Origin of the sequence: endosymbiont of Acanthamoeba sp. UWC8 (assembly GCF_000730245.1) — a bacterium.
GTDB lineage: Bacteria > Pseudomonadota > Alphaproteobacteria > Rickettsiales > Midichloriaceae > Jidaibacter.
The window spans coordinates 1,573,377-1,596,805 of record NZ_CP004403.1; the positions used below are offsets into that span (position 1 = coordinate 1,573,377).

Below are 23,429 nucleotides of genomic sequence, written 5' to 3' on the forward strand. Positions count from 1 at the left end.
TATCTGAGCGTGGAGTTAAAATATACATTATTTTATCTCCTTACCTTCTTTAAACCAGTTTGGCTTAGCATCATCCATAAAATAAAATTGTGTACCCATACCTTTACCTCCAAAGTTACCCTCTTCAACTATACCGGCTGCAATCCTAGTTCCTATTGGGGGGGTAACATCAGCTATATGCGTAGGTATGTTAGGTAAATCAAATTTATCCTTTATTTCTAATCCTGACAACAAATTTCCCTTGCTATCTACTACATCGCTACGTAAGGCCATAAATTGTCCTTTTTCTAAAGGTCTAGTAGGATCAGGAATATACATACGCACAAATTCACCATTCATAAATTCCTCATATTTAAAAATAGAAACTAAACTTTCTTTAGGAAAAGGGGGTTTAGGATACCACCGCTCTATTATTTTATTCATTATGCTACCTTTCATCCTTTCTTCTATAGGTACATTATCAAGTAATTTCTTTCCTGATGATGATACAATATCATCAATTCTTACATCTCCAACCTTTACACATTTCCTTTCCCTGATCCAATATTAATATCATCAACTATGCTTGCGTTGGGATATCATTTTTGTGTAGATGATGCGTACCTTTCTTAAAAGCTACGGTTGCCCCTTCTTTAATTAGCTTACCCGCTCCTGCAATCCCTGAAGCCTCAAGAATTGTTTTAAATGCTTCCTTTTGTTCATCGGTAAAGCTTGATTCATATTTGCTGTGAACATCTTTCCAAAACTCATTCTCTTTGCGATATAAATTTTCCTTAGCTTCCTTCCCTATAGTAGCATCATAGAATAAGTCAGCGAAATCACTATTCATTTTCAGGTAAGGATCTATTGCATAACCTAATGCCTTTTCCACCTCATCTATTGCATCCCTTATGAATTGAGCAGTTTTAGGGTTTTCTCGTTTGAATTCTTTAATCCCGCTTCCCGTCGTGTGTAACATTAAGCCGAGAGGAGAGGTTGTAAAATCACCTTCTTTTTGATACTGGGCATATGCTCCTCTTAAGTAGTCATCCAGTAATTCATCATTATATAAATTATATTCTATAGTATAAGGGTTTTCTAAAATATTATTGTTAACATTGTTATTAACATGATGTTCATATAACTCCCATTGCCACTTACTTAATTCGCGTCTCTTAAATTCCTCATATTTCATGTCACCTGCGCGGTTTGCATTATCATTCTCCGCGTCAGTTGTGTAATCATGGTTATCGGATATTCGGGTTGCTTTCACTGAATCCTGTGCTGTGTAACCCGCTTCATTATTACCCCATTGTTGTTCCCCGTCCATCGAGCACATTCCATCTATACAACTATATGTAGTTTGCGAAGGAGACTTAGGGGCATCCTTGTTGCTGCTATCGGGCTCAGGTTGGGTAAATGCGGATTTAGTATCCGTATTATCATTTGCAGGTTTATGGTGCTTATGATTGTTGCTACTGCCTTTTGAGCCCGTTTGTTTACTGGCGCCCCGAGGTAGGATTAATTTTTCTCCTTCCTTAATCAGTATTTTTGTTCTGCCTTGCTCATCAACAGATATCCTATCTTTTAATTTAGGGTTTGCTTCTAAAATATCATCTCTGCTCACCCTATACTCAGCTGCAATACCATCTACAGTATCTCCGGCCACAACCTCATGTATTTTAACCTCAGCGCGCTTCATCGATTCGTCAAGTTTGTTTTTTACATACTCGGTCGTTTCATCATACCTAAAGAGCATATCATCCGTTTGCTCTCTTACAGGCCTCATTCTTTCCGCCTTCTCTTTTTTAGCCTTAGCCTCAGATTCAGCCTTCTCCTTCTCATGCATTTCAACTCTGCTTTTCACAAAGTTTACACCTTCGCTAGCTAGAAACTGTGCTATATTACTTATCCCTTCTTTCTTAACGCTATATAATCCTCCGGTTAATAACCTCACTAGATTATCTTTAAATCTTGATATATCTGAAGAGTAGTCTCCTTTTAATGCTTGACCTATCTTATCACATATCGTAATCAGCCCGACATCTCTTATTGCTTGTGTTGCAGGGCTTACATTAAGCTTTTTAAGTGATTGGCAGTTATTATAATCTATCCCTCCGTTTACTAAATATCCCTGGCTGCTGATCGCATTCATCAGCTCCACCGATACAACTTCGCCGAAACTACTCACTAACTGACTTTGCATCATATTATAACTATTAAGTGCATTTATTTCTGCAAGACTTTTAATCCTTGCTTGCATCTTTTCTATAAAATGATCCAGCGCTTCACTGCTCTTTATACCGTTCATGGCAAGCGTAGTTACTCCGCCGGAAGACTATTCCTCTAAAAACTTATGGCAACCTGCGTATGTATCCTTAAATATCATTCCCGTTAGTTTGTGTTCTTTTACTGCTTTTCTAAGTTTATTCGATCCAATGAATACTAAGCTATCATCTATAGCTATATTTAAATTCCTTTCAGCTAGACAATTTGATTTGTGATAAAAAACTTCGTATTTATCCCAATCTGTTCTAAACCTTTCCGGCTTTAGAACACATTTTTCATGGATTAAAGAATCAAATTTATTCAAAACATTTATTAACTTATAATCTTTAATCACGCTACCATCAGGCATTCTAAGCTCAGTTGGGATTGCCTGGAACTGCCCGGGTGCCCCTTCTTCCAGTAACTTTAGCGCTTTATCATTTGCAAGCGGTATCCTTGTGCTATTAGGTAAAAAATCCCATTTTAATATATGTTCAAGTTTAGCCCACTTTGTATTTTTTACATTAAATATAATATTATTTTTAATATCTAATACTTTACCTTGCATAAAATGTATATGCCACCAGGGCTCATTATTTGTGTTATCATACATGACATATAAAGTTGGAGGACACCTTCCGTCATCATTAATAAACCAAGTTTTTTTTCTTTATCCATTTTACTTCTGCTCCTCAGTCCAATATCGTTTATGTTTATTTAATGCTCTCTCTCCACTCCTAAGCTTAGCTCTCTCTTCAACTATTATATTATGCAACGCTTCTTTATACTGCTCTTGTGTCCATCCTTGCATTTCACCGGTATTAATAGCTTTATCCATCTTATCAGCTAATTTCTCACTTACTATTTTTGAATGTCCTCCTAAGTGTATTGACCTAGTAGGGTGGTGTTCTTCCTTAGTTGGTAAGTATATTTTATTCTTCCTCGATTGCGCATCAATTCCTGCTTTCTCCCATAATTTATGCTCACTGGTTAGCTTGTTTTTATCACTAATAATATGATGTTCTTGGAACTTCTTACCATCAATTGTAAATTCAAGTATAAAATGTATATCCCCGTCATGTATAGGGAAACTTTCTTTGCGGGTGTCTATACCTTCAGGCATAGAAAATCCCGGTAAATGATTAACTTTATCATCAACCGGGAATGTTTCCACATACCAATCAAAGCTTCCCCCATCATCAGGAGTAAATAAAATATCGGGTTTCTGCTCTTCAGCTGGGAAGGTTTCTACATCTGCCTTTTGAGGCTGCCCATGCATAGGATCAGAGCTACCATGCTCGGCACGAAAAGGCCGAGAAAAAAAATTATAAGCTTTTGATAGTGTTACAGCTGCAATTAATATTGCAGCACAAGTAGGATTTTTCAGACAGCTAATCGCTGATGCTCCTCCCCTTAAAACTCCAGCTTCAGCAGCACATGCTTCTTTAGTGCTAAATAGTTTACTAATAAACCCCTTTTCATGTTTAGCCTTTTCATTGTTCAGCTCACTAATTATTAACTCCTTTTCCTTAGGTGTAGATTCGTAGGTTTCTTTTAATATTTCATAAATTTCTTTCTTGAATTTCTGCTTATCTTCTTGTGAAATATTATCGCCGTCTATCTTCTTAGCTGCATCCGTATATTCCTCATGCCATGCTACATTAGGTCCGATCGGTTCCGCATATCTTCTACTAGTAGCACTGTTATATTCTTCACTCCCTTCTCCGCTTGTAAAACACACCCCGTCCGTACAAGTATATGTCGGTTGTGAGGAAGATCGGGGTTCAGCCTTGTTGTTGCTGCTATCGGGCTCAGGTTGGGTAAATTTGGATTTAGTGTCCGTATTATCATTTGCAGGTTTATTGGGCTTTTGATTACTGCTACTGCCTTTTGAACCCGTTTGTTTACTGGCGCCCTGAGGTAGGATTAAATTTTCTCCTTCCTTAATCAGTATTTTTGTTCTGCCTTGCTCATCAACAGATATCTTATCTTTTAATTTAGGGTTTGCTTCTAAAATATCATCTCTGCTCACCCCGTACTCAGCTGCAATACCATCTACAGTGTCACCATCCTTAACCGGATAAACCTCAGGTTCAGCAGCAGATTGAGGTTGCTTTACAAATACTCCGGAAGCCCTGTTAATCCTGTTGGCGGATTTACTCTTCATATCCTCAGCTTCTCTGCGTATTTCATCGGCTATTTTTTTATTTCTCTTTTCTTCTTCTATTTTTTTCTTTTTTCCTTGTTCTATTTTTTCATAAACTGAATTTACAATTAATGAAGAAGCTTGCCCCCCGAGAAAATCAGCTGCCGCTCCCATACCTTCTTTCTGTAATGCATATAGGTTACCGGTCAGTAAATCGACTAAATTCCCCTTGAGATTTTCTTTAGTGCTACTCTGATAATCATAATTAAACACTTTAGCTATTTTATTGCAAATAGTAACTAACCCTGTTTTGTAATTTATTCCGGTCGCTTGTATATTATCACTTAGCACCACTTGGTTTAATGCATCGCAATCTTTATAATTCAGCTCCTGATTTACTATATATGACTGCTGCTCTAAACTTGTCATCAGCTCTACTGAGATCGTCTCTCCAAAATTATGAATTAACCGGTTCTGCATCATAACACCGCTGCTTAATGCGTTATTCGCTGCTAACTTTGAAACTATCCAGTTCATTTCATCAATAAAATGATCTAATGCTTCTGCATTCTTAATCCCATTGAATGCAAGTGTTGTCGCACCGGCAAAGGCGGTATTAGCCATAGATAAGGTTTCTCCCATTTTAGTAAATCCTAACCCTGAAGTTACTACGCCTATTACACTGCTTAGAGTTTGAACTCCGACTCTGGTGCCTGTATCGCTAAATCGCCCATGGTATTTCTTCATTACCTCACTTGCTTGGCTAATCAATGACCTTTGCAAATGATTGTTATTTTGCCATAAATCAGTTGCTATTATTTTTTGTAAATCCGATATATACTTTGCTATTAGGTGTTCGATCTCCGATTTGATCTTTTGCTCAAGTTCATCTTTATCTAAAAATGTTTGTTTCCCTGCATTATAAAGCACGGCACCTAAAGCTGCCGCCCCTACTTGTGTTGCAGCTGCTATCCCGGCAAATTGCATGGCACTCATATCCGCGCCGGCAATTTTACCTATACTATGAAGGTTTTCAAAAATTTCCGCACTTTGACCAAGTTGACCAAGGCCTGCGGTTAGTAAATTAATTGCCGTGCCAATTCCTTTGGATTTCAAATAATTCCCCATATCTATCGGTACACCGTTTATTACCGACATAGCACTTGATATTATGTCCCCGATACCTTGAATAACAAGTCCTTTGGCAAAAAGCATAGCAAATGCTCCGCCGCCCGATGCCATTAGTGCTATGCCGATGCAAATTTGTGCTACACCTAATACCGCTGAAAATACAGTGCCGAACCAATTGCTGTCATCTTCTAACTGAAAAGTTTCTATTTCAAAAAGGACTACTCCAAGCTCGCTTAACTCACTTAAAACTACAGGCTGACTATTAAAGTTCAAATCTTGAGCGATATTGGTAAAAATAGAAGTGCTGTTCGCTTTTATACTAAGAGTATTGTTTAGAAACTCCATAACTGAAGCTGTCGCATTAATATTTTGGCTTACCGACGCTAATGATACATGTCTTTTGACCCTAATCATTTGGTCACCTTCGCTACCGGCCACAATTTTAATGTTATTCTCCTGCAGTTCCATTATCTTTTCATAAACCTTTATAGTATTTATCAATTGCACTATAAGGTCATCTTGAGGGGTAGCTAATTTTTGCATAAGTAAAAAACTAGCCTGGCTTTTTAATTGTGGAATCACATGATTTGAAATTAACTCAATAGCTTTGCCGGTGCTCTCATAAAATTCTCTTTTTACTTTATTGGCTTTCTCTGCATCTTCAAGATCAAATATTGCTCCATCCTTTATTAGCTGTAAAAAACTTTTCGCATTATGTGCAGGCCATGAATATATCGAATCAAGCCTTATAGCTTGATTCAAAAACCCAACAGCTTCAGCTAATGGCTGCTTAACGTCATAATTTCCAAGTAAGGAGTTATAGATGGCATTATATGCAGTATTAAAAGCACTGCTAACACTATCTTTAAGCCAACCAAATAAACTATCATCCTCTGTCCTTGGAGAAATATCAGAAATACTATTATCTAGGCGCATTGATTGCTGCTGATTATGAATACCAAAATAATGCCAGGCTTTCTGAACTAAATGAGTAGGATTTTTCATTAATTGATTTTTTTGGTGTAGTTTCAGAACCTGCTCACTAAAATCAGTGAAGTTACGAAATAGCATTTGTTCCTTAGCTTCATGATAGTTACTTAGTATTTTCCTATCTTCTTCAGAGCTTATTTTACAGACTTGATTTTCATTTAAAAACTGATTCTGCTTATTTAACCAAAATGCCCAAAGATCGGTTATTTCCTTAATTTCAAACTGGTAATTATATAGCTTCCTATCTTCTTGCCATAATAAATAGTATTTACGTAATTCTACCTTTTTAAGCAATTCAGGGGTTATTTCTTGGTTAGTGTTTAGACACTTAAACTCATCATCGGTAAGTAATTTTTCTAAATATTTCTCTTTTGCTTTATCTTTAATTTTGGATTTTTCTTTCTCATTGTTATTCTGAATAATCCTCTGCTGTTCATGTGTATAGCTATCTTCAAGCTCTTTATTAAACATCCTTTCTATTCTTTTCGGAATAACCGAATGATCAGTAAAGCCTTTATACGTTGCAATAAAATGTATGACTTCATGATCTTGCTGATTAAGACTAAGCACAGAGATATTGCTCTTAGCCAATATGGCTCTAATATGCTTATTTACCTTAAGATCAAGTTCTAAGAGCATCTCAGTAATATCAAAATCTGTTACTTGCTTATTTTCATCACTGATGCTCAGAATTATCTTCTCTTGCTGTTTGGATAGGTAAAGAGTTTTTCCGGTTAAGGGATTGTTTTCATTATCGGGATTGCTAAGTTTTAAAATATAGCCGGTAGGGGAGTTAACATGCTTTGCTAAATCAACGTATTTGGTAAAAAGTTTGCCTTGCAGTTCTATCTTTGGTATCTCGCATAACTCTTCTTCTTTTAATTTACTTAGTTCAATATGGTTACGGTAATTATATGAGCAAATAATATCCTGATTGCATTTCGCAAGTAATCCGTGATTAATTAGCACAAGTTGAGCCGAGCCAGGCTCACCATTACGAGCTACACGACCGAATCCCTGATCCTGTACTCGGCTACTCTCAGGAAGGTCTCCCATAATAACGTGTAAACCACCGTTTTTAATAACCTCGCTGCTAATTTGTAAGTCAGTGCCCCTACCGGCTAGATTAGTAGCAATTATTATATCTCCAGGTTCTAATTTCTCCTTATCTTTTACTTTTTTGTCTTCTAGCGCGTTTTCAGTACCATATAGAAAGATTTGATCGTTATCATATCCTGATTCTCTTAAATGGTTTGCTAATGTTTCTACTTGTGCAATTGTCTCAAGAATTACTAATGCAGCCCTCTGCCCGGCTATTTTACTTTGCATGATTTGAATGATTTCTTGATGCCACTGTATAATATTATCAGTAATGATCGGTGGGAATTCATTTAGATCTTTATTAATAAACTGTGGTATCTTTACTAAATCAACTTCATATACTTTTTTTAAAAAATTATGGTGGGGATCATTTCCTAATGTTCCGGTTAAACCGTAAATACTTCCTTTATAGTTAGCAAAATAGCCGACATAAGACATAAACGTACTGATTATGCTCTCCGGAAATATAGTTAGGCCATGTTTAATTTCCAGGAAAGGATGTAAACCATCAGACCAACGTAAATCAGATTGAATTACTCCCGAATCGCTATTAACTGGAGCTATTACAGTAATATTTGCCATCCCGGGTTTCGGATAGGTTACATAATCTATTTTCTCTTGATAGTAATAAGCATTAATAATAGACTTAACCCAAGCAGGCAAATGTTTTTTAACGAAACTTTCTAAATGAATAGGGATTATTACTGACCGGCTTTCACGATCTTCTCCAAAATTAAATAAATGATCTTTTGTATATTGGGTAACAAAAGTTTTTGCATAATCTTCACATGTTTGGTTTAGCGGTATTAATGTAAAGTTTTGCTGGAACTGCTTATACCCCTCTTCACTTAAGTCATTGAGTAAAGTTTCATTCGTTGGTATTGGCGGCTGCTTATATAAACAGTTGCCGGTTTTTTCGTCATGCTGCAATACAGGGGTAACAAGGTGTAAGCCACCCCACATATAAATTAAGACTTGTTTTAATGCTTCAAATCCCGGCATTAAGCTTGAAAGCTGCACCTTCATATTAGTTTGATCGATAAATATATTATCTACTTCATCTGCAATTATCAAATCATAACCACGGCCTAATTTAATGTTAGTAGTTATGTCGCGTAAGCTATCACCAATAAAATGTATTGGATCTCCATATACTATATCGGCTTCATAGCAAATTTTAGGATTATTACCTGTACTTCCTATGTTATGGTCTACAGTAATACCTACTTTTTCATAAAAATCTTGGTATTCTTCCACATCCCGAATAGCAAGTACCGGTGAACTTGTAATTATGTCAACCTGTCGGCCAGATAGTACTTGTATGGTTGCAAACATTGCTATTATTAGTGATTTTCCTTCTCCGGTAGCAATTTGTGCTAAACCACCATTGGGCGACTTAAATAATGATAAAACAGATAATAATTGCACGCTTCTTGGGTAAAAGCCTATTGTATTATAAGCAACTTGCCTCAGCACAGTAAGAACCTCGGCTATATTACTATCATCTACTTTACTAATACTTTGCCGCCAGATCAAAGAATCTTCTTCCGACCAGCTTGATAATTTTTTTGCTATATTATGTTTATCCGCCAGATCAAATATAAAATTACTTTCAACATCATTAATAGGATGCTTATTGGATAATATATTGTTTAATCTACCTTTTTCTTCAGCGCTAATATTATCTAAATATATGCTTTGTTCATCTTTTGCTAAATGGAGTTGATCACCTATAGAATAAAGATAGATTTTATCTGCCTCTTTTGGTTTCGGTGCAGCATTGTTGCTAATTATAATATTATATTTATGTTTCAACCAATTATTGCTGATTTCTTCTATTTTACTCAGTTGATTTTCAAAATACTTATTCTCAATTAATTCTATAACAGTAGGTTTATCTTTATTATTTATTGCTAATTCTTTCAATAACTCATTATGGTCTTTATAGATGAAAAAGTGATTATCTTTTATTAATCGTTGTATTATAAGAGGCCATTCTTCCGGTTCTTTATTAACTAAGATGTCTGCTGCGGTCAAACCATCTCGATCAAATATATTGATTCCAACTTTATAGTCAGCTAATTTTTCTAGGGTTGCAATTAATAATGAAATGTTTTCTTGTTTAGTTTGAGCTAATAAATCTAATAAAGATTCTAAAGGCCAATCGAAATTAAGTAAATGAGTAACGCTAGTTAATAAAATTTTTAGCTCGCTTTCTGGAAGCGTCAAATCCGAACGTCCAGTTAAAGACTTTTTAAAAATAATATTATTTAAATTTAAATAAACATTAGATACAGCAAAACCTGAACCGGCCGCAGATGCTAAGTCACTTTCATTTAAATTATATTTGCCAATAAAGGCTAATAACTCTAACACTTGACTAAAATGAGTAAAACTAATCAGCTTTAATTGTTTGCTAACATCCCAAGCAAATTCCTCAAATTTATCCTGCAAATCATTCCACTCATCTTCATTGAGAATAAAATTAGAATTTGCACCAAAGGAAAATTCAAAAATTTCAGGTGTATTCTGATCAGGTTGATCAGCTTTACTTGCTTTAAATAAATTTCTAATTTCTTTGTGATGGTCATTAAAAAATACTTCTTGAATATTGTTGATATATTCTAAAGCTGAATCGGCCACCTCAATAAAATTTTTATTTCTAGTAATCAAATGTTGTTTAAAAAAGATTTCTAAATAGTCATAATCCTTTAAGTTAATTAACTTAGCTAGTTCTTTACTGATCTCAAGTTTTTGCTCTATATTATCACTATATTTCCATATAAAGATTTTAGCAGCTAAAGCTAAATTTATAGTTTGATCTTCATTTAGCTTGGCTGCATTTAAAATACTGATTATCTTAGCCTGGCTATATTTATTTACTTTTGGTAAAAGTTCCAGTAGATTATTAGCTAATTCCTCATCTATATCCCGTTTCTTACTTAGTTGCTCATATAAATCGAATGCTAACCTCTGCAAGCTTACTTCTTTAGAAGATAAAAATTTGGAAAAATATTTAGTAGTTTCTTCCAGTAAATCTATATGATTTTGTGATAATCTTTTTGCAATAAACACTAAATGTTTAGCTGTATTTACATCATTAGTTGCCAGTATTTTATTTAATACAGGGACAACTAGTTTACTTAATAGGTTTTTAGGTAAGTCTTTATAATTAGCAAGAATTTCAGCTAATAATTCTATAAAATGATTTTGTTCTTTAGTATATGTTTCAATTATCTTATCAATTAAGCTTAAAGGTAATTTATAATCTTTGTTTACAAGATCTATAAGCTTTTGCTCAATCTTAATAAAATCATCATTATTTGCAGATTTGTCTATTAAGCTTTCAATGATTATGCTGATTGTATCTAAAGCGAGCTCAGTATAATCTTTATTAACAAGTAGTATTTCTTCAAAGAATACTAGAGATTCTCCTTTAGGGATGTAATCACCATTTTGAGCAGCATGGGCAAGCGCTCTGAGCAATAAAATTTTATCTTCAACTTTCGGTAAAAATAATTCTAAATTATTATATACTACCTTATCAAACTTATGTGCAGACTTAATAATTGCTTTGGAAAAATTAAGATTAATTAGGTCTTTTAAACTTATATCTATATCTTCTTTATTTAATAATTCGCTTAGAAAAATACTATGTGATGAATTTTCTGCATATTGTAGCGTGTAGTTAATTAAAATGCTTACTATTTGCGAAATAACATTTCGCCCATAATAATTATAGCTTTCGTTTATTTCTTGCTCTAAATACTTAATAGTTTTTTCATTTATCTTATATGAATAGTCTGATGAAAGTATGGAAATTATATACAAATCTAATTCTGCTAATTCATCCCCTCCCATACCTAAAAGATTTTCAATTTCTTGGAGAGAATAATTAGCAATTTGACTTAGGTTATATTTTAATAAATTAACTTTATCTGCGCCTGACTTTTCATCCAAATATATATAATCAGATAAAAACTTAATACTAGATTTGGATAAAACAGATTTATTCCAATTATCTAGTTGGCACTGCTTATCTCCACTCGATGTGCTAAGATATAATAATGTAGGGTGCTCAAAAAAATATTTATTAGGTGCATTACACTGAATAATACCTTCTTTCTTATATAAATTTAAATTTGACCACCAATCTAATGGCTCAGATCCCGAGTTAAGCTCATTAAAATACTTATTATCGAAAACTAAATCTATTAAATCCATAACTAACTGTAAAAGAATAATAAAAATAAGCCCAAATCAACAAGTAAAAGGGCTTAAAAAAAGGGTTTAAATAGTATATGTAAACTCTTGCTGATTACCAAAAAAGGTTTCTATTGAAACTCCGGGATCAGTATCTGGAGAGGTATTGTCATTATCATTACCCGTAGCAGTACCATAAATTGTTTGGCCTGGATGCTCTTGCTTCCCTACTTCATTTTCCACATTTATTTTTATATTTAATTTCTTCTGCTCAGTTAGTAATTCCTCAAGCTTTTTTTCTATTGAAGAAAAATCTATTATGCCTTCTTCATCAATTAATTCTTCAATTTTTTTTGCTTCGGCTTTTATCTTTTCTTCCTGCTGCTTAGCTTCTTTAGCAAATTCATTTGCTTTTTGATTAGCATTATTTTTTTCTGTTTCCTTGTGTTTAATATCTTCATTTAACTTATTTTTTTTTGTGTCTCTTGCAATATTTCTTTGTTTCACTTGATTTAAACAAGCTTGAGCTGGTGAGTGGCCGCAAATACTTATACTCTCATATTGCCCATTCAAAGTAGTCTTTTCATCTTCTGCTTTTTGTTTTGCAGTTTGTGCTAAATTTGATTTATTTAAATGCTCTTTTTGTTGGTTGTCTGCTTGGCTTTTAGCCTTTTGTGCTTCAGTTTTTACTTTCTCAGCTTCAGCCTTAGCATTTTCTGCTTTAACCTTAGCTTTTTGTGCCTCAGTTTTTACTTTTTCAGCTTCAGCCTTAGCATTTTCTGCTTGGCTCTTAGCTTTTTGTGCTTCAGTTTTTACTTTTTCAGCCTCAGCCCTAGCATTTTCTGCTTTAATCTTAGCTTTTTGTGCTTCTCCCTTTATTTTCTTGTAATCTTCTGCTGCTTTTAGCTTGGCTTTGAAACTAATAATATCTTCTTCTACTTGCCTTAATTTTTCATCTGTTGAGATTTTTGCCATATTTCCTCTTCTTATTTAATATTTTTCTCGTGTATGCCCAATTATATAAATCTTATGGCTAATATAATGGTTACAACTATATTAAGTTAACTTATAAAATATTGAATTTCAGTAAATAAAAGTATTTTGTATTAAGTTTATTTAATGGCAATATTTCAACTAAATTAATATATAATTAACATAAAATATGTACTTTTTAAATATTTGTCAAATGTGATCTTTATTAAGAATGTTAGGTTATTTGTTAAAGTAGATAGTAAGGTATATGTAATTTATTATTTTTGAATTGACGTAAGGCTTACTTACTATATTTTATTTTTAACTATATAATTTTGAAATTTATTTATGATTAACTATGATTGTGAGCATTACCTGCAAGAAAATATAGACTTATATGATGAAATGTATGCACCTTTTGAAGTATGTACTTATAAAGATCGAGAAGTTATAAATGATATAAGAAACGCTATTGAGAATTTGAGTTTAGCAAACTATTCTTTTTCAACCTTTAGTTTAGGTTTATCTGATTTAGATTATTGTGTGTTAGATAAATTAAGTATAAGAGAATATAACACCACTACTAATTATGCTGATTTATCCTCACTCATAGGTGATACTACATCTTTTATAAAATTATTAGCGCTTGATAGTGAAAACGATATAATTGCTAATTATATTTCGAAGCTAGCTACTAGAATTGTAAATAACATCATTGATGCCTCTGATTACCTGCAAGCTTGGAGTTATATCAGATCAGACGTTGACCCAAACGGGTTTGGTAGGTATGGTGAATATAATTTTTTAACTGATAATGATGATGCCCCCGACTGGCATATTGATAAAAGTTTTGAAGAGATGATTTACCCTAATGCTGTACCTACTAAGGATCAGCTTACCTTTATTTTTACTTTAAAAGGCAATTCAACCTTATTTCATGCTGCTAGTGATGAAATTCAGCGGAGTTTTCTTAATAGCGCCATTGATCTGGATATAGTCTATGGGACTGATCGTAAATTTAATACCACAGCTCAGAATCTTTTTGATATATCTGATGCTTATTCGGCCAAGGTAGGTGAAGGCACTGTTCATGTTGCAGGGAAAGCTCATGGAACAATACATACGGCTCCAAACCATCATGAAAGACTTGTTGCCATAGTCGTTCCCGAAACTAAGGAAAATATAGAAGGTTATCGCCATTTTATAAAAAAAATGAACGAAAAATGGATGCAGGAATTTATACAAGATGATAAGTAAAGCAGATTATTTCTATATAGCTCTATCTTCCTAAATTTAAAAGTAGAAATAATAAATAAGCTTGATAACTAATAACCATTTATTAAAACTATTAAATCTTTCCTTTCTCTTATACTAATCACGAATTTAGAGAACCATAGCATACCCCCATGTTTAGGGCAGGTCATTACAAATTATACCGGTAATCTCTACATATCCTGAATTTAGCACAGCAGCTCTCCTTAGGCATTTATAGCCTTTAATTAAAGTTTGACTTTTAATAAAGAGTCTGAGAGAATTTTAACTGTTTTTATGTCTATCAGACTCTTTGAGCTAGGAGGGAAGTATTGCAGTATTTCCCTTAGCTTCGCTTACAGACAGTTACCTCTACATCAAATACTAGTCAACTCCTTTTCTTAATGATTATATACTTGTAACCAAGGGAAACCCTAGCTTGCAGTAGAATTGCTATTTTAGTTTTTATACTATTGACTTATAATTGCAGCAATATGAGATGTAACATTCCCTGCTGCTTCAATTACTGCTTCCGGCATGAGATGGGCATAACGAGCAGTCGTTTGCACTTGAGAATGACCAAGCAGCTTTCCGATCATAGGCAAACTCATCCCTTGAGAAACAGCAAAAGAGGCAAAGCTATGACGTAAGTCATGAATGCGCAGCTCTGCTTCAAGCCCTGCTTTCTTCTTGATATTTTGCCAAGTTTTTCGCATATTATTTAAACAGGTTAAAGGCTTTTTTCCCCAAATAACATAAGGATTATCTTTAGGTAGTAGCGGATGAGCTTTTATCTCTTCCAGCAAACTAATCACATTAGCTCCTATATGGACAATACGAGCGCCGGTCTTAGAGTCAGGTAGGCGTATACAGGAGCTACTGTAGTCTATATAATCCCATTTCAAAGTTTGAATCTCCCCAAGCCTGCAACCTGTATAAAGGAGAAGCTCAATACAATAGACAGCTGATATATTTTCTTTTTTACCGTTTTTAAGCTCAGCTAATACTTGCCCTAGGCGCTTAGCTTCATCTTTATTAAGGTATAACTCACGCTTATGCTCTGTATATTTTTTTATATGCTTGCAAGGATTAGTGCCGTCTGCTCTTAAGCCCCATAATTCAGCCATATTAAACATAGTAGATATGGCAGCTAGGCAGCGGTTTGCGCCATAAGGTGTTTTTCGTAAAGAAAGGTGAAAACCGGCAATATCAGCACGGGTAACTTTAAAGACATTTATATTCCCTAATAATGGAATTATATGCTTATCAAAGTAATGGTGATAGATTTTTGCGGTACTTTTCTTACAATGCAGTGCTATATAATCCTCTAAAAAACGTTTAGATAGTTCTTTTATTGTAGGTTGGTTTAGATTCTGCTTTTTTTCTTCCTGTGGATCTCTTCCTTCTTTAATTTTAGCCAGCATGGTAATCGCTTTATCTCTAGCTTTCTCTGTAGTTATAATACTGTGTTGTCCTAGTGCTAATCTTTTAACGGATTTATTAGCCATATATTGTAGGTAGTAATGGCGCTTGCCTGTAGAGGATACTCGAACGCAAAATCCCGAGACTTGGCTATCAAATATAAAATAAGGTTTTTCCTTTACCTCAGCTTGTTCAATAACTGTTTTAGTTAGCTTTGTCATTTTTTGTTTTACTTAGGTTTTGCTTATAAATTCAGGTATTACCGTACAAAGGCTTGCAAAGTCAACCGGAATTAAGTGCTTATAAAAGTGGTTAGAAAACAAAATAATCAAATCGAAATGAGAGTGTAAAAAGATAATCTCGTGTACTAACCGTGTACTAAAGAGGGAGAAAGTTTCTAAGTATAATATCTAAATAATGAGAAGAAAAAAGCTACTAATATATTCGTAAATACAATAGGTTAGGGCGAAGGTAAGAAGGTAGATAAAGTAATTATGAGAAAAACAGATAAAAAACAATATTTTACAAGCTAAGCTATTGAAATATATGGTGCGCCCGAGAGGAGTCGAACCCCTAGCCTTTAGATCCGTAGTCTAACGCTCTATCCAGTTGAGCTACGGGCGCTTCGTAAGCTAAAGGGAGAATTTAATAATAAAACTTGGTTATGTCAAAGGAAATATAAAGTGATGTATAAATCTCTATATTATAAAGGGTGTGAAACTAATTTATAATTATAAAATTTTACCTTTTTCTGATAATATACTGCTATTGCTTTCCGCTTTTTTTGTTAGTTTAGGAGATGATAATAGGAGAATTCGGCTCTAACCCCTTTTTCCGTTTATATAGTATGGAAGAACCATGTTGTTGTGTGAATGAATTTTCGGCAGGTCTCTTGTACGAAACTTGAGGCGGCGCCATATATCTGATTTCTTCAATTGTTGATATTATTACTTGATTTCTAAGTATGGTTGAGGTTTGCATACCGCTAAACATAACACTTGTAGGGGGCAGTTGGAAATTTTGAGTTATTGTGTTTTCTTTGCACGGTTCGGCAATTCCTAATTCTGCTTCTAAGGCATATACTCTTTCTTTTAATTTCTTAATTTTTTCTTTTTCAAGCTTATCACGTCTATATATTTCTCTTAGCTCTGATTCATAAGCAGTGGAACCATCGGATAAGATTGCTCGTGCGGACATGATATATTCCGGATAACTTAATCCTATTTTTGCAGCGCAGGTTGTGTTTAAACCATTATTATGACTAATTATGAATAAATTTATTAAATGCTTCTTTGCTTCTTCAAAATCATACAATTTAGCCAAATTCAAAGGTGTATTACCTTCATTATCTCGAATACTAATTTTTGCTTTTAAATCATATAAGAATTTTATCTCAACTTGGCTGTGAATGTTATATAATACGGCAATATGCAAAATAGTTTGGCCGTCTTCATTTCTTAAATTTATAAGTTCAGGAGATGTTTTTAATATAACTTTTAACTTAGTATAATTATTTGTATCGCTTTTGATTTTATTTAAAAGGTTTATATATTTTTTGATTGTTAAAAAATCACTTAGTCTTTTGCTGACATCTTGCGGAGTTTTGCCTTTATTATCTTTAGCATTAATATCTGCACCTTTTTGTAATAAAATCTTTATTAACTTCGTTTCGCCGTAAATTGCCGCTAAGTGCAATACGGTATGACCGTTATCATTTCTAAGGTTTATAAATTCAGGGTTGTTTTCTAAAATTAAAACTGTTTTGTTAAAAATATTATTTAAATAAGTTATTCTATCTCTTATAAACGTAATTTTTTCAACTATATATACTTTAGTATTATTTAAATAATCAACATATTCTTTTGCTTTTCGAAGTAACCCAGCTACATCTTCAAATATAGGTTCTCTGCTAAGACTGTCCACTTTCCTGTTTGCCTTAATTAACTCGATTTGCCTTAAAGGGTAGGTTAAAGCAAGATCTAATGCAGTTCTATGTTCGCTGTCTCGGGCGCGGATATTCATATTCGGAATTTTAATAAGTAATCTTACTATAGAAAGACGGCCGTTCTGGGCAGCCAAATGCAAAGGAGTTTCTCCTCCAGAGTTTCTCGCATTAACATTTGCTCCTTTTCTTATTAAAAATTTTGTAAAATCTTTATTTCCGTAAAGCGAACTTAAATGTAGGGCTGAAAAATTATTACTATTTTTAATGTTAATATAAGTGGTGTGACTCTCTAAAAATTCTTTAATTTTTTGTATCCCTTCCGTTAACATGCCGTAGCGTTTGTTTACTAATCTGTCTAATAAACTTATATAATATTGTATTGGAGTTAAAGGCACGGAAGTTTCAGCAGTATTTTGAGCAAAGTTATAATTTTTCATTTCACCCTTGAACTAATATAGTAAGAAAATTGCCATAAACATTACTATATTAAGTGATAATTTAACATAACTTTATTAATTATGAAGACCGAAAAATAAAAAGAGCCGGAGGAAAACTCCGGCTCTTGAAATAAAAGTATAATATTAAGTATTATTTCTTTTCATCGTCTTTAACTTCTTCAAATTCGGCATCTACAACTTTTTCATCATTTGTATTATTTGAAGAAGCATTATCCGCTCCCGGTGCATTTTGAGCCTGAGACTCCTGATACATAGCCTCGCCGATCTTCATTGAAGCTTGGCTTAATGCATCGGTCTTAGCTTTAATGTCTTCGGCATCTTCACCCTCTAATGCTTTTTTCAAGGCTTCAATTGCAGATTCAACTTCAGATTTGGTTTCAGCTGCAACTTTATCACCATGGTCTTTAATGCTTTTCTCTATTGAATAGATCAAGCTGTCCGCATGATTTTTAGCTTCAATGAGCTCTTTGCGTCTTGCATCTTCGGTAGCGTTTTCTTCAGCGTCTTTAACCATTTTTTTGATTTCCTCATCGGATAAACCGCCGGAAGCCTGGATAGTTATCTTCTGCTCTTTACCTGTTGCCTTATCGGTTGCCGAAACGTGTAATATACCGTTGGCATCAACATCAAAAGTTACTTCAATTTGAGGCATCCCACGCGGAGCAGGGGCTATTCCTTCCAGGTTAAATTGGCCTAAGAATTTATTAGCTGCCGCCATTTTTCTTTCACCTTGGAACACTCTAATGGTTACTGCGCCTTGATTATCTTCAGCAGTAGAAAATACCTGGCTCTTTTTAGTCGGAATAGTAGAATTTCTTTCAATAAGCGGGGTGAATACGCCGCCTAGAGTTTCAATCCCGATTGATAGTGGAGTAACATCAAGTAATACAACGTCTTTTACTTCGCCGGTTAATACCGCGCCTTGAATCGCGGCTCCGATTGCAACTACTTCATCAGGGTTCACACCTTTATGAGGCTCTTTACCGAAGAATTGTTTAACGGTTTCTATAACTTTCGGCATTCTGGTCATACCGCCTACTAACACAACTTCGTCAATTTTGCTTGCGTCAATGCCGGCATCTTGAAGAGCTGCTTTACAAGGGTCAATAGTGCGCTTAATTAAATCATCTACTAATCCTTCGTATTTAGCTCTGGAAAGCTTGATATTCAAATGTTTAGGCCCTGTGCTGTCCGCTGTGATATAAGGTAAGTTAATATCGGTTTCAACAGTATTGGAAAGTTCAATTTTAGCTTTTTCAGCTGCTTCTTTTAAACGCTGAAGTGCTAATGGGTCTTTGCTTAAATCAATCCCGCTATCCTTTTTGAATTCTTCAATTAAGAAGTTAAGTATTCTTAAGTCGAAGTCTTCTCCGCCTAAGAATGTATCTCCGTTGGTAGATTTAACTTCAAATACACCTTCGCCGATTTCAAGAATGGATACATCAAATGTACCACCGCCCAAGTCATATACAGCAATAGTTTTAGTACCTTCCTTATCTAAGCCGTAGGCAAGTGCAGCAGCAGTTGGCTCGTTAATGATTCTAAGTACATCAAGCCCTGCAATTTTACCTGCGTCTTTAGTCGCTTGCCTTTGTGAATCGTTAAAATAAGCAGGAACGGTAATTACCGCTTTAGTTACTTTTTCACCCAAATAGCTTTCCGCGGTTTCCTTCATTTTTTGTAAAGTAAACGCACTGATTTGGCTCGGTGCATATTTTTCACCCTTAGCTTCCACCCAAGCATCTCCGTTTGTCGCTTTTACAACCTTATAAGGCACTTTGCTTGCCAACTCTTTAGTTCTTGGATCATCAAAATTACGCCCTATCAATCTTTTAACCGCAAAAATGGTGTTATGCGGGTTAGTTACCGCCTGGCGCTTCGCCGGTTGACCGACTAAACGCTCACCTTTATCGGTGAATGCAACAATTGAAGGTGTGGTATTCGCGCCTTCGCTATTATGAATTACTTTGGGGTTGCCGCCATCCATAATTGCTACGCATGAGTTGGTGGTACCTAAATCTATACCAATAACTTTACTCATATTTTCCTCAAAAAATTATTAAATAATATTTTATGAGATGTATATAGTTCATACATTTTTGATTACAAGGGTAGGGCTAATAAAATTTTAAACTAAGGATATTTACTATAACTTTGGAAAAGTAATATGAGATAATATTTTACTCATCCATACATTTCAGGTAGAAAAGTAGTATTATTATTAAACTTTAATATTATTTTGGAGTTCAGCTTGTTATAAAAATGGTTTTATAGTATAATTTTTATCAATAGCGGTGAAATACCAAAGATTAAATATTATGACCAAAAAAAATAAAAAAACATTGTCTTTGAGTAAAGAATTATATAAGGCGATAGATTCAGCTGCATATCTTATTTCCAAGATTACAGGCCAGGATATCTCCCTAATTAAATCTAAAAATGAAACCGAGATCCTTCAGTACTTAAACTTTCTTTTAGAGTCTGAAAAAAAAGAAGAGAAGTTTTTAAATTGGCGAAATGATAAATCTTCAAGTCATGATGTGAATACTGATAGCCATGGTTATCAAATGGTAGCTAAGGGAATATATAATCCTAAGTATAAAGCATACGGCACAAATAAATCTTTACATGATTTTATAAAGTTCTTTTCGGCTCGTCTTGGAGAAATGGCTTTTCAAAGAGCAGTGAACAGCCGGTTTTCCGCTAATCTCTCAAACCCTTATGCAAGTATAGCTCAGCCCATTGAAACCAATGTTTCCAGGGTTAATTTAAGTAGATTGGACTTACAAAATTTGTTATCACAAATTCCGATACTTAGAACTAATGATAATATTCCCTCCAGAGGAATTTAAATCTAATGATTTATTAATAAAAAAAGAGGCTATAAAGCCCCTTTTTAAAGACATCGGTCATATGACTAAAACTTAATCATAATTTCTTTTCCTGTCTAATTTTCTTCTTCTTCTAAAGGCTTCTTGTCCTTTACGAACTCGAACTTCGGAAGGTTTTTCGTAGAAACGACCCATCTTCATAACTTTAAAAACGCCTTCTCTTTGCATTTTTTTCTTTTAAAGTTTTAAGTGCCATATCCACGTTATTGAAGCGAACTAGTACCTGTACCAATGTAACAACCCCCTTTCAGAAGGAATATAAGTTATAAAAAAGATGCATAAAGCATCTCATAATACTTATTATTATACATGAAATAAGCTTTAAATCCATATAATTAATCATAAGTTAAAAAAGAAATTTCTCTAGCTTTTTGGATGAGTTATATTATAAATGCTGCAAAAGTTGATTTAACCGAATTTTGTAAAACTATGACTCAGATTGATTCGCTTGTTGAGAATAAACAAAGAAACCTAACCTACTTACTTGGAGTGTTTTGGTTTATAATGAATTTAGTCGCCAGTGTTTTTAACGATGTGATTGTTAAGTTCGTGGGTCTAAGGTTACCTTTTTCTGAAGTTGCCTTTTTTAGATTTTTATTCGGCACTTTAAGCTTAGTTCCATTAATTTTATATTACGGTAAAAGTTCTCTTAAAACTTCAAGAATAAATGTGCATATAATAAGGGGTGTTATTTTATTTTTTGCCATAAGCATGTGGTCATGGGGGGTTAATACCGTGCCTATTACGGTTGTGACTATTATGGGTTTTACTATCCCTATGTTTGTATTAGTGCTTGCTCCTCTGTTTTTAAAAGAAAAAGTTAGTCTGGAGTTGTGGCTAGCCACCCTTATCGGGTTTGTCGGAGTATATGTTACTTTAAATCCCCATCATGCTTCATTTAATCCGTATAGCTTAGTGCTCATACTTGCGGCTCTTATGTTTGCTTCGCTCGATATTATAAACAAGAAGTTTGTAGTGCAGGAAACCATGATAGGAATGTTATTTTATTCTGCGCTGGTAACTACTCTGCTCGGTGCATATCCGGCATATAAAGTTTGGGTTGAGCCTACTGCTAAAGAGGTGATGCTCTTAGCTTTGCTCGGGGTAGGGAGTAACTTAATTCTTTATTTTATATTGAAAGCCTTTACCCTGGTGAATGCTTCAAGTTTATCTCCCTATCGTTATCTTGAACTGGTGTTTTCCGCTTCAATCGGTTATTTGCTATTTGCCGAAGTGCCCCATGCTACAACGCTTATCGGCTGTGCAATAATTGTGCCGGCTAATTTTTATATTGCTTATTGTAATATAAAAGCCAGAAAATAGTATTTATTATACTTATATAGTAGGAAGTTTGTTAATAAACTGTATACAATACAACAGCTAAAGCTTAATATTAAAATACTTTAAATATTATTTGCCCTGATGTTATTATAAGTTAGATTTAAATATTACTTATAAATAAATTAATAAAGCATATATGGTAAATATACATAATACTGCCCAGCCCGGTAAAGCCTCCAGCATTTCCGACGACAATAAATGCATAACCGATATAGAGTTACAAAACTGTTATATAGACAGCTTTGCCATTCTTGTCATACCTGTTATACTTTTATCTTCATCTTTCTGCGGGAGAGTTAGCATTACAATGACCGCAGTAACTTCTGTATTTGCGGTTATCAAAGCGGGAGGTTGCTACCTTAAAGAAGTATGCGCTGAAATTAATGAAGGAAACTATGAGTTGATGCCGTCTCAAATTCATCATCTAAGAGATATTGAATTGCCTTATTCTGAAGATGATATGAATATATTCGGCAATAATACTTATATATCGGAATCAAGTGAATATTATTAGGCTTAATTTATTTAAATAGACTATCTAACGCCAATGAGTACCTTAATAAAATTTTAAACACTAGGATTAGAATATTTTAACTTATACATGAATTTTAACTATCTTTAACGTATTAAAGTGGTTAAACAATTATTAGGTTAGCGATATAGTTTGATATACTAATTTCATCTAATTTAAGTTTTGGAGGTTCCCCATGGCCAGATATTCACGTAAATATACTCATAAATACGATAAACAAACTAAATCCCCGGGAGATTATGCATTTAAGATTGCAGAGAAAATTGCTCCCGAGTCTGATGTTTTAAAGGCATCATTTATAACGCTCAGTACATTTGCTCAAGGAGCAGCTATAGGAGGGATGGTTTCAATATTTACTACTCCGTTTATCGGTGTACCGGTAGGTTTGTTATATGGTTCATATATAGCTAACAGTGATAAATTATTTAACCTTTATGAAAAAGTTGTTACCAAATCCAGCGTTGAGGATTCAACGATTAATACTTTTGTAGGACTTGATGCAGTTAACTCCGGAAATCTTGAGTGCCTGGAAAGCTTTGCGGTTTCAGCCAACATACCTGAAACTAAGGCGGACACACATTTAGATTCGTTTCTCCCTACGCATAATGATACCTTTACTGCCGAACCAATGTATCATGATTTAACTAATGTTGGGCTTTTTTTGAATACTGATACTAATACTAATACTGATTTAAAACTTGCTGAGTTATTTCCAGGTTATATTATTGAAGTAACATTATAGTATAAAATAATATAAAATTGCGAAATTGTTATAAAATTGGCTTGAGTATAACTTTTA

General features: G+C 34.0%; 13 protein-coding genes, 1 tRNA gene and 1 pseudogene. 5 read left to right on the forward strand and 10 right to left on the reverse strand.

Annotated elements, in window-relative coordinates; all coding sequences use genetic code 11:
* Window positions 1–27: 27 nt before the first annotated feature.
* The 5 genes from I862_RS07535 to I862_RS08015 form a co-directional block, all read right to left on the reverse strand.
* Window positions 28–423, reverse strand: a complete 396-nt coding sequence (locus I862_RS07535) for a hypothetical protein (protein ID WP_158499302.1) — start codon at window positions 421–423, stop codon at window positions 28–30.
* Between the two features lie 136 nt (window positions 424–559).
* Complete coding sequence (locus tag I862_RS07540; RefSeq protein WP_038540788.1) at window positions 560–2,290, reverse strand: LysM peptidoglycan-binding domain-containing protein; 1,731 nt, start codon at window positions 2,288–2,290, stop codon at window positions 560–562.
* A 27-nt stretch (window positions 2,291–2,317) separates the two neighbouring features.
* Complete coding sequence (locus I862_RS07545; RefSeq protein ID WP_038540792.1) at window positions 2,318–2,860, reverse strand: hypothetical protein; 543 nt, start codon at window positions 2,858–2,860, stop codon at window positions 2,318–2,320.
* Between the two features lie 66 nt (window positions 2,861–2,926).
* On the reverse strand, window positions 2,927–11,839 hold the full coding sequence (locus I862_RS07550; RefSeq protein WP_038540796.1) for an AHH domain-containing protein: 8,913 nt from the start codon (window positions 11,837–11,839) through the stop codon (window positions 2,927–2,929).
* Window positions 11,840–11,905: 66 nt separating this feature from the next.
* A complete protein-coding gene (locus tag I862_RS08015) occupies window positions 11,906–12,793 on the reverse strand; it encodes a coiled-coil domain-containing protein (RefSeq protein ID WP_052646558.1) in 888 nt (295 codons plus the stop codon).
* A 345-nt stretch (window positions 12,794–13,138) separates the two neighbouring features.
* On the opposite strand from I862_RS08015, the gene I862_RS07560 reads away from it, so the two are divergent.
* A complete protein-coding gene (locus I862_RS07560) occupies window positions 13,139–14,047 on the forward strand; it encodes a hypothetical protein (RefSeq protein ID WP_038540798.1) in 909 nt (302 codons plus the stop codon).
* Window positions 14,048–14,511: 464 nt separating this feature from the next.
* Here the strand turns inward: I862_RS07560 and I862_RS07565 are convergent, their stop codons facing one another.
* From I862_RS07565 to dnaK, 4 genes are all read right to left on the reverse strand, one after another.
* Window positions 14,512–15,684, reverse strand: coding sequence for a site-specific integrase (locus I862_RS07565; protein WP_038540801.1), 1,173 nt, complete (start codon window positions 15,682–15,684; stop codon window positions 14,512–14,514).
* 326 nt (window positions 15,685–16,010) lie between these two features.
* Window positions 16,011–16,087: transfer RNA gene (locus I862_RS07570), tRNA-Arg, on the reverse strand.
* Between the two features lie 168 nt (window positions 16,088–16,255).
* Window positions 16,256–17,845: an ankyrin repeat domain-containing protein gene (locus I862_RS07575; protein ID WP_038540804.1), complete on the reverse strand. Its 1,590-nt coding sequence runs from the start codon at window positions 17,843–17,845 to the stop codon at window positions 16,256–16,258.
* 151 nt (window positions 17,846–17,996) lie between these two features.
* Entirely contained in the window at window positions 17,997–19,907 is a 1,911-nt protein-coding gene (gene dnaK, locus I862_RS07580) for a molecular chaperone DnaK (protein ID WP_038540807.1), read from the reverse strand.
* 277 nt (window positions 19,908–20,184) lie between these two features.
* Here dnaK and I862_RS07585 point away from each other — a divergent pair, with 277 nt between their 5' ends.
* Window positions 20,185–20,718, forward strand: a complete 534-nt coding sequence (locus tag I862_RS07585; protein ID WP_038540809.1) for a hypothetical protein — start codon at window positions 20,185–20,187, stop codon at window positions 20,716–20,718.
* Between the two features lie 72 nt (window positions 20,719–20,790).
* Here I862_RS07585 and rpsU read toward each other — a convergent pair.
* Window positions 20,791–20,953: pseudogene (gene rpsU, locus I862_RS08785) on the reverse strand (30S ribosomal protein S21).
* A gap of 179 nt (window positions 20,954–21,132) precedes the next feature.
* Between rpsU and I862_RS07595 the strand changes: the two are divergent.
* The 3 genes from I862_RS07595 to I862_RS07605 all read left to right on the forward strand — a co-directional run bounded on the left by I862_RS07595 (window position 21,133) and on the right by I862_RS07605 (window position 23,372).
* Window positions 21,133–22,080: a DMT family transporter gene (locus I862_RS07595; protein WP_199398806.1), complete on the forward strand. Its 948-nt coding sequence runs from the start codon at window positions 21,133–21,135 to the stop codon at window positions 22,078–22,080.
* A gap of 154 nt (window positions 22,081–22,234) precedes the next feature.
* Window positions 22,235–22,612 carry a hypothetical protein gene (locus I862_RS07600; RefSeq protein WP_038540813.1) on the forward strand — a complete coding sequence of 126 codons (378 nt, stop codon included), beginning with the start codon at window positions 22,235–22,237 and terminating at the stop codon, window positions 22,610–22,612.
* Between the two features lie 193 nt (window positions 22,613–22,805).
* On the forward strand, window positions 22,806–23,372 hold the full coding sequence (locus tag I862_RS07605) for a hypothetical protein (protein ID WP_038540816.1): 567 nt from the start codon (window positions 22,806–22,808) through the stop codon (window positions 23,370–23,372).
* Window positions 23,373–23,429: the final 57 nt, after the last annotated feature.

Coding starts and splice junctions, on each gene's coding strand:
- I862_RS07535 (WP_158499302.1), bottom strand. CDS start 423: ATGAATAAAATAATAGAGCGGTGGTATCCTAAACCCCCTTTTCCTAAA.
- I862_RS07540 (WP_038540788.1), bottom strand. CDS start 2,290: ATGAACGGTATAAAGAGCAGTGAAGCGCTGGATCATTTTATAGAAAAG.
- I862_RS07545 (WP_038540792.1), bottom strand. CDS start 2,860: ATGTATGATAACACAAATAATGAGCCCTGGTGGCATATACATTTTATG.
- I862_RS07550 (WP_038540796.1), bottom strand. CDS start 11,839: ATGGATTTAATAGATTTAGTTTTCGATAATAAGTATTTTAATGAGCTT.
- I862_RS08015 (WP_052646558.1), bottom strand. CDS start 12,793: ATGGCAAAAATCTCAACAGATGAAAAATTAAGGCAAGTAGAAGAAGAT.
- I862_RS07560 (WP_038540798.1), top strand. CDS start 13,139: ATGATTAACTATGATTGTGAGCATTACCTGCAAGAAAATATAGACTTA.
- I862_RS07565 (WP_038540801.1), bottom strand. CDS start 15,684: ATGACAAAGCTAACTAAAACAGTTATTGAACAAGCTGAGGTAAAGGAA.
- I862_RS07575 (WP_038540804.1), bottom strand. CDS start 17,845: ATGAAAAATTATAACTTTGCTCAAAATACTGCTGAAACTTCCGTGCCT.
- dnaK (WP_038540807.1), bottom strand. CDS start 19,907: ATGAGTAAAGTTATTGGTATAGATTTAGGTACCACCAACTCATGCGTA.
- I862_RS07585 (WP_038540809.1), top strand. CDS start 20,185: ATGACCAAAAAAAATAAAAAAACATTGTCTTTGAGTAAAGAATTATAT.
- I862_RS07595 (WP_199398806.1), top strand. CDS start 21,133: ATGAGTTATATTATAAATGCTGCAAAAGTTGATTTAACCGAATTTTGT.
- I862_RS07600 (WP_038540813.1), top strand. CDS start 22,235: ATGGTAAATATACATAATACTGCCCAGCCCGGTAAAGCCTCCAGCATT.
- I862_RS07605 (WP_038540816.1), top strand. CDS start 22,806: ATGGCCAGATATTCACGTAAATATACTCATAAATACGATAAACAAACT.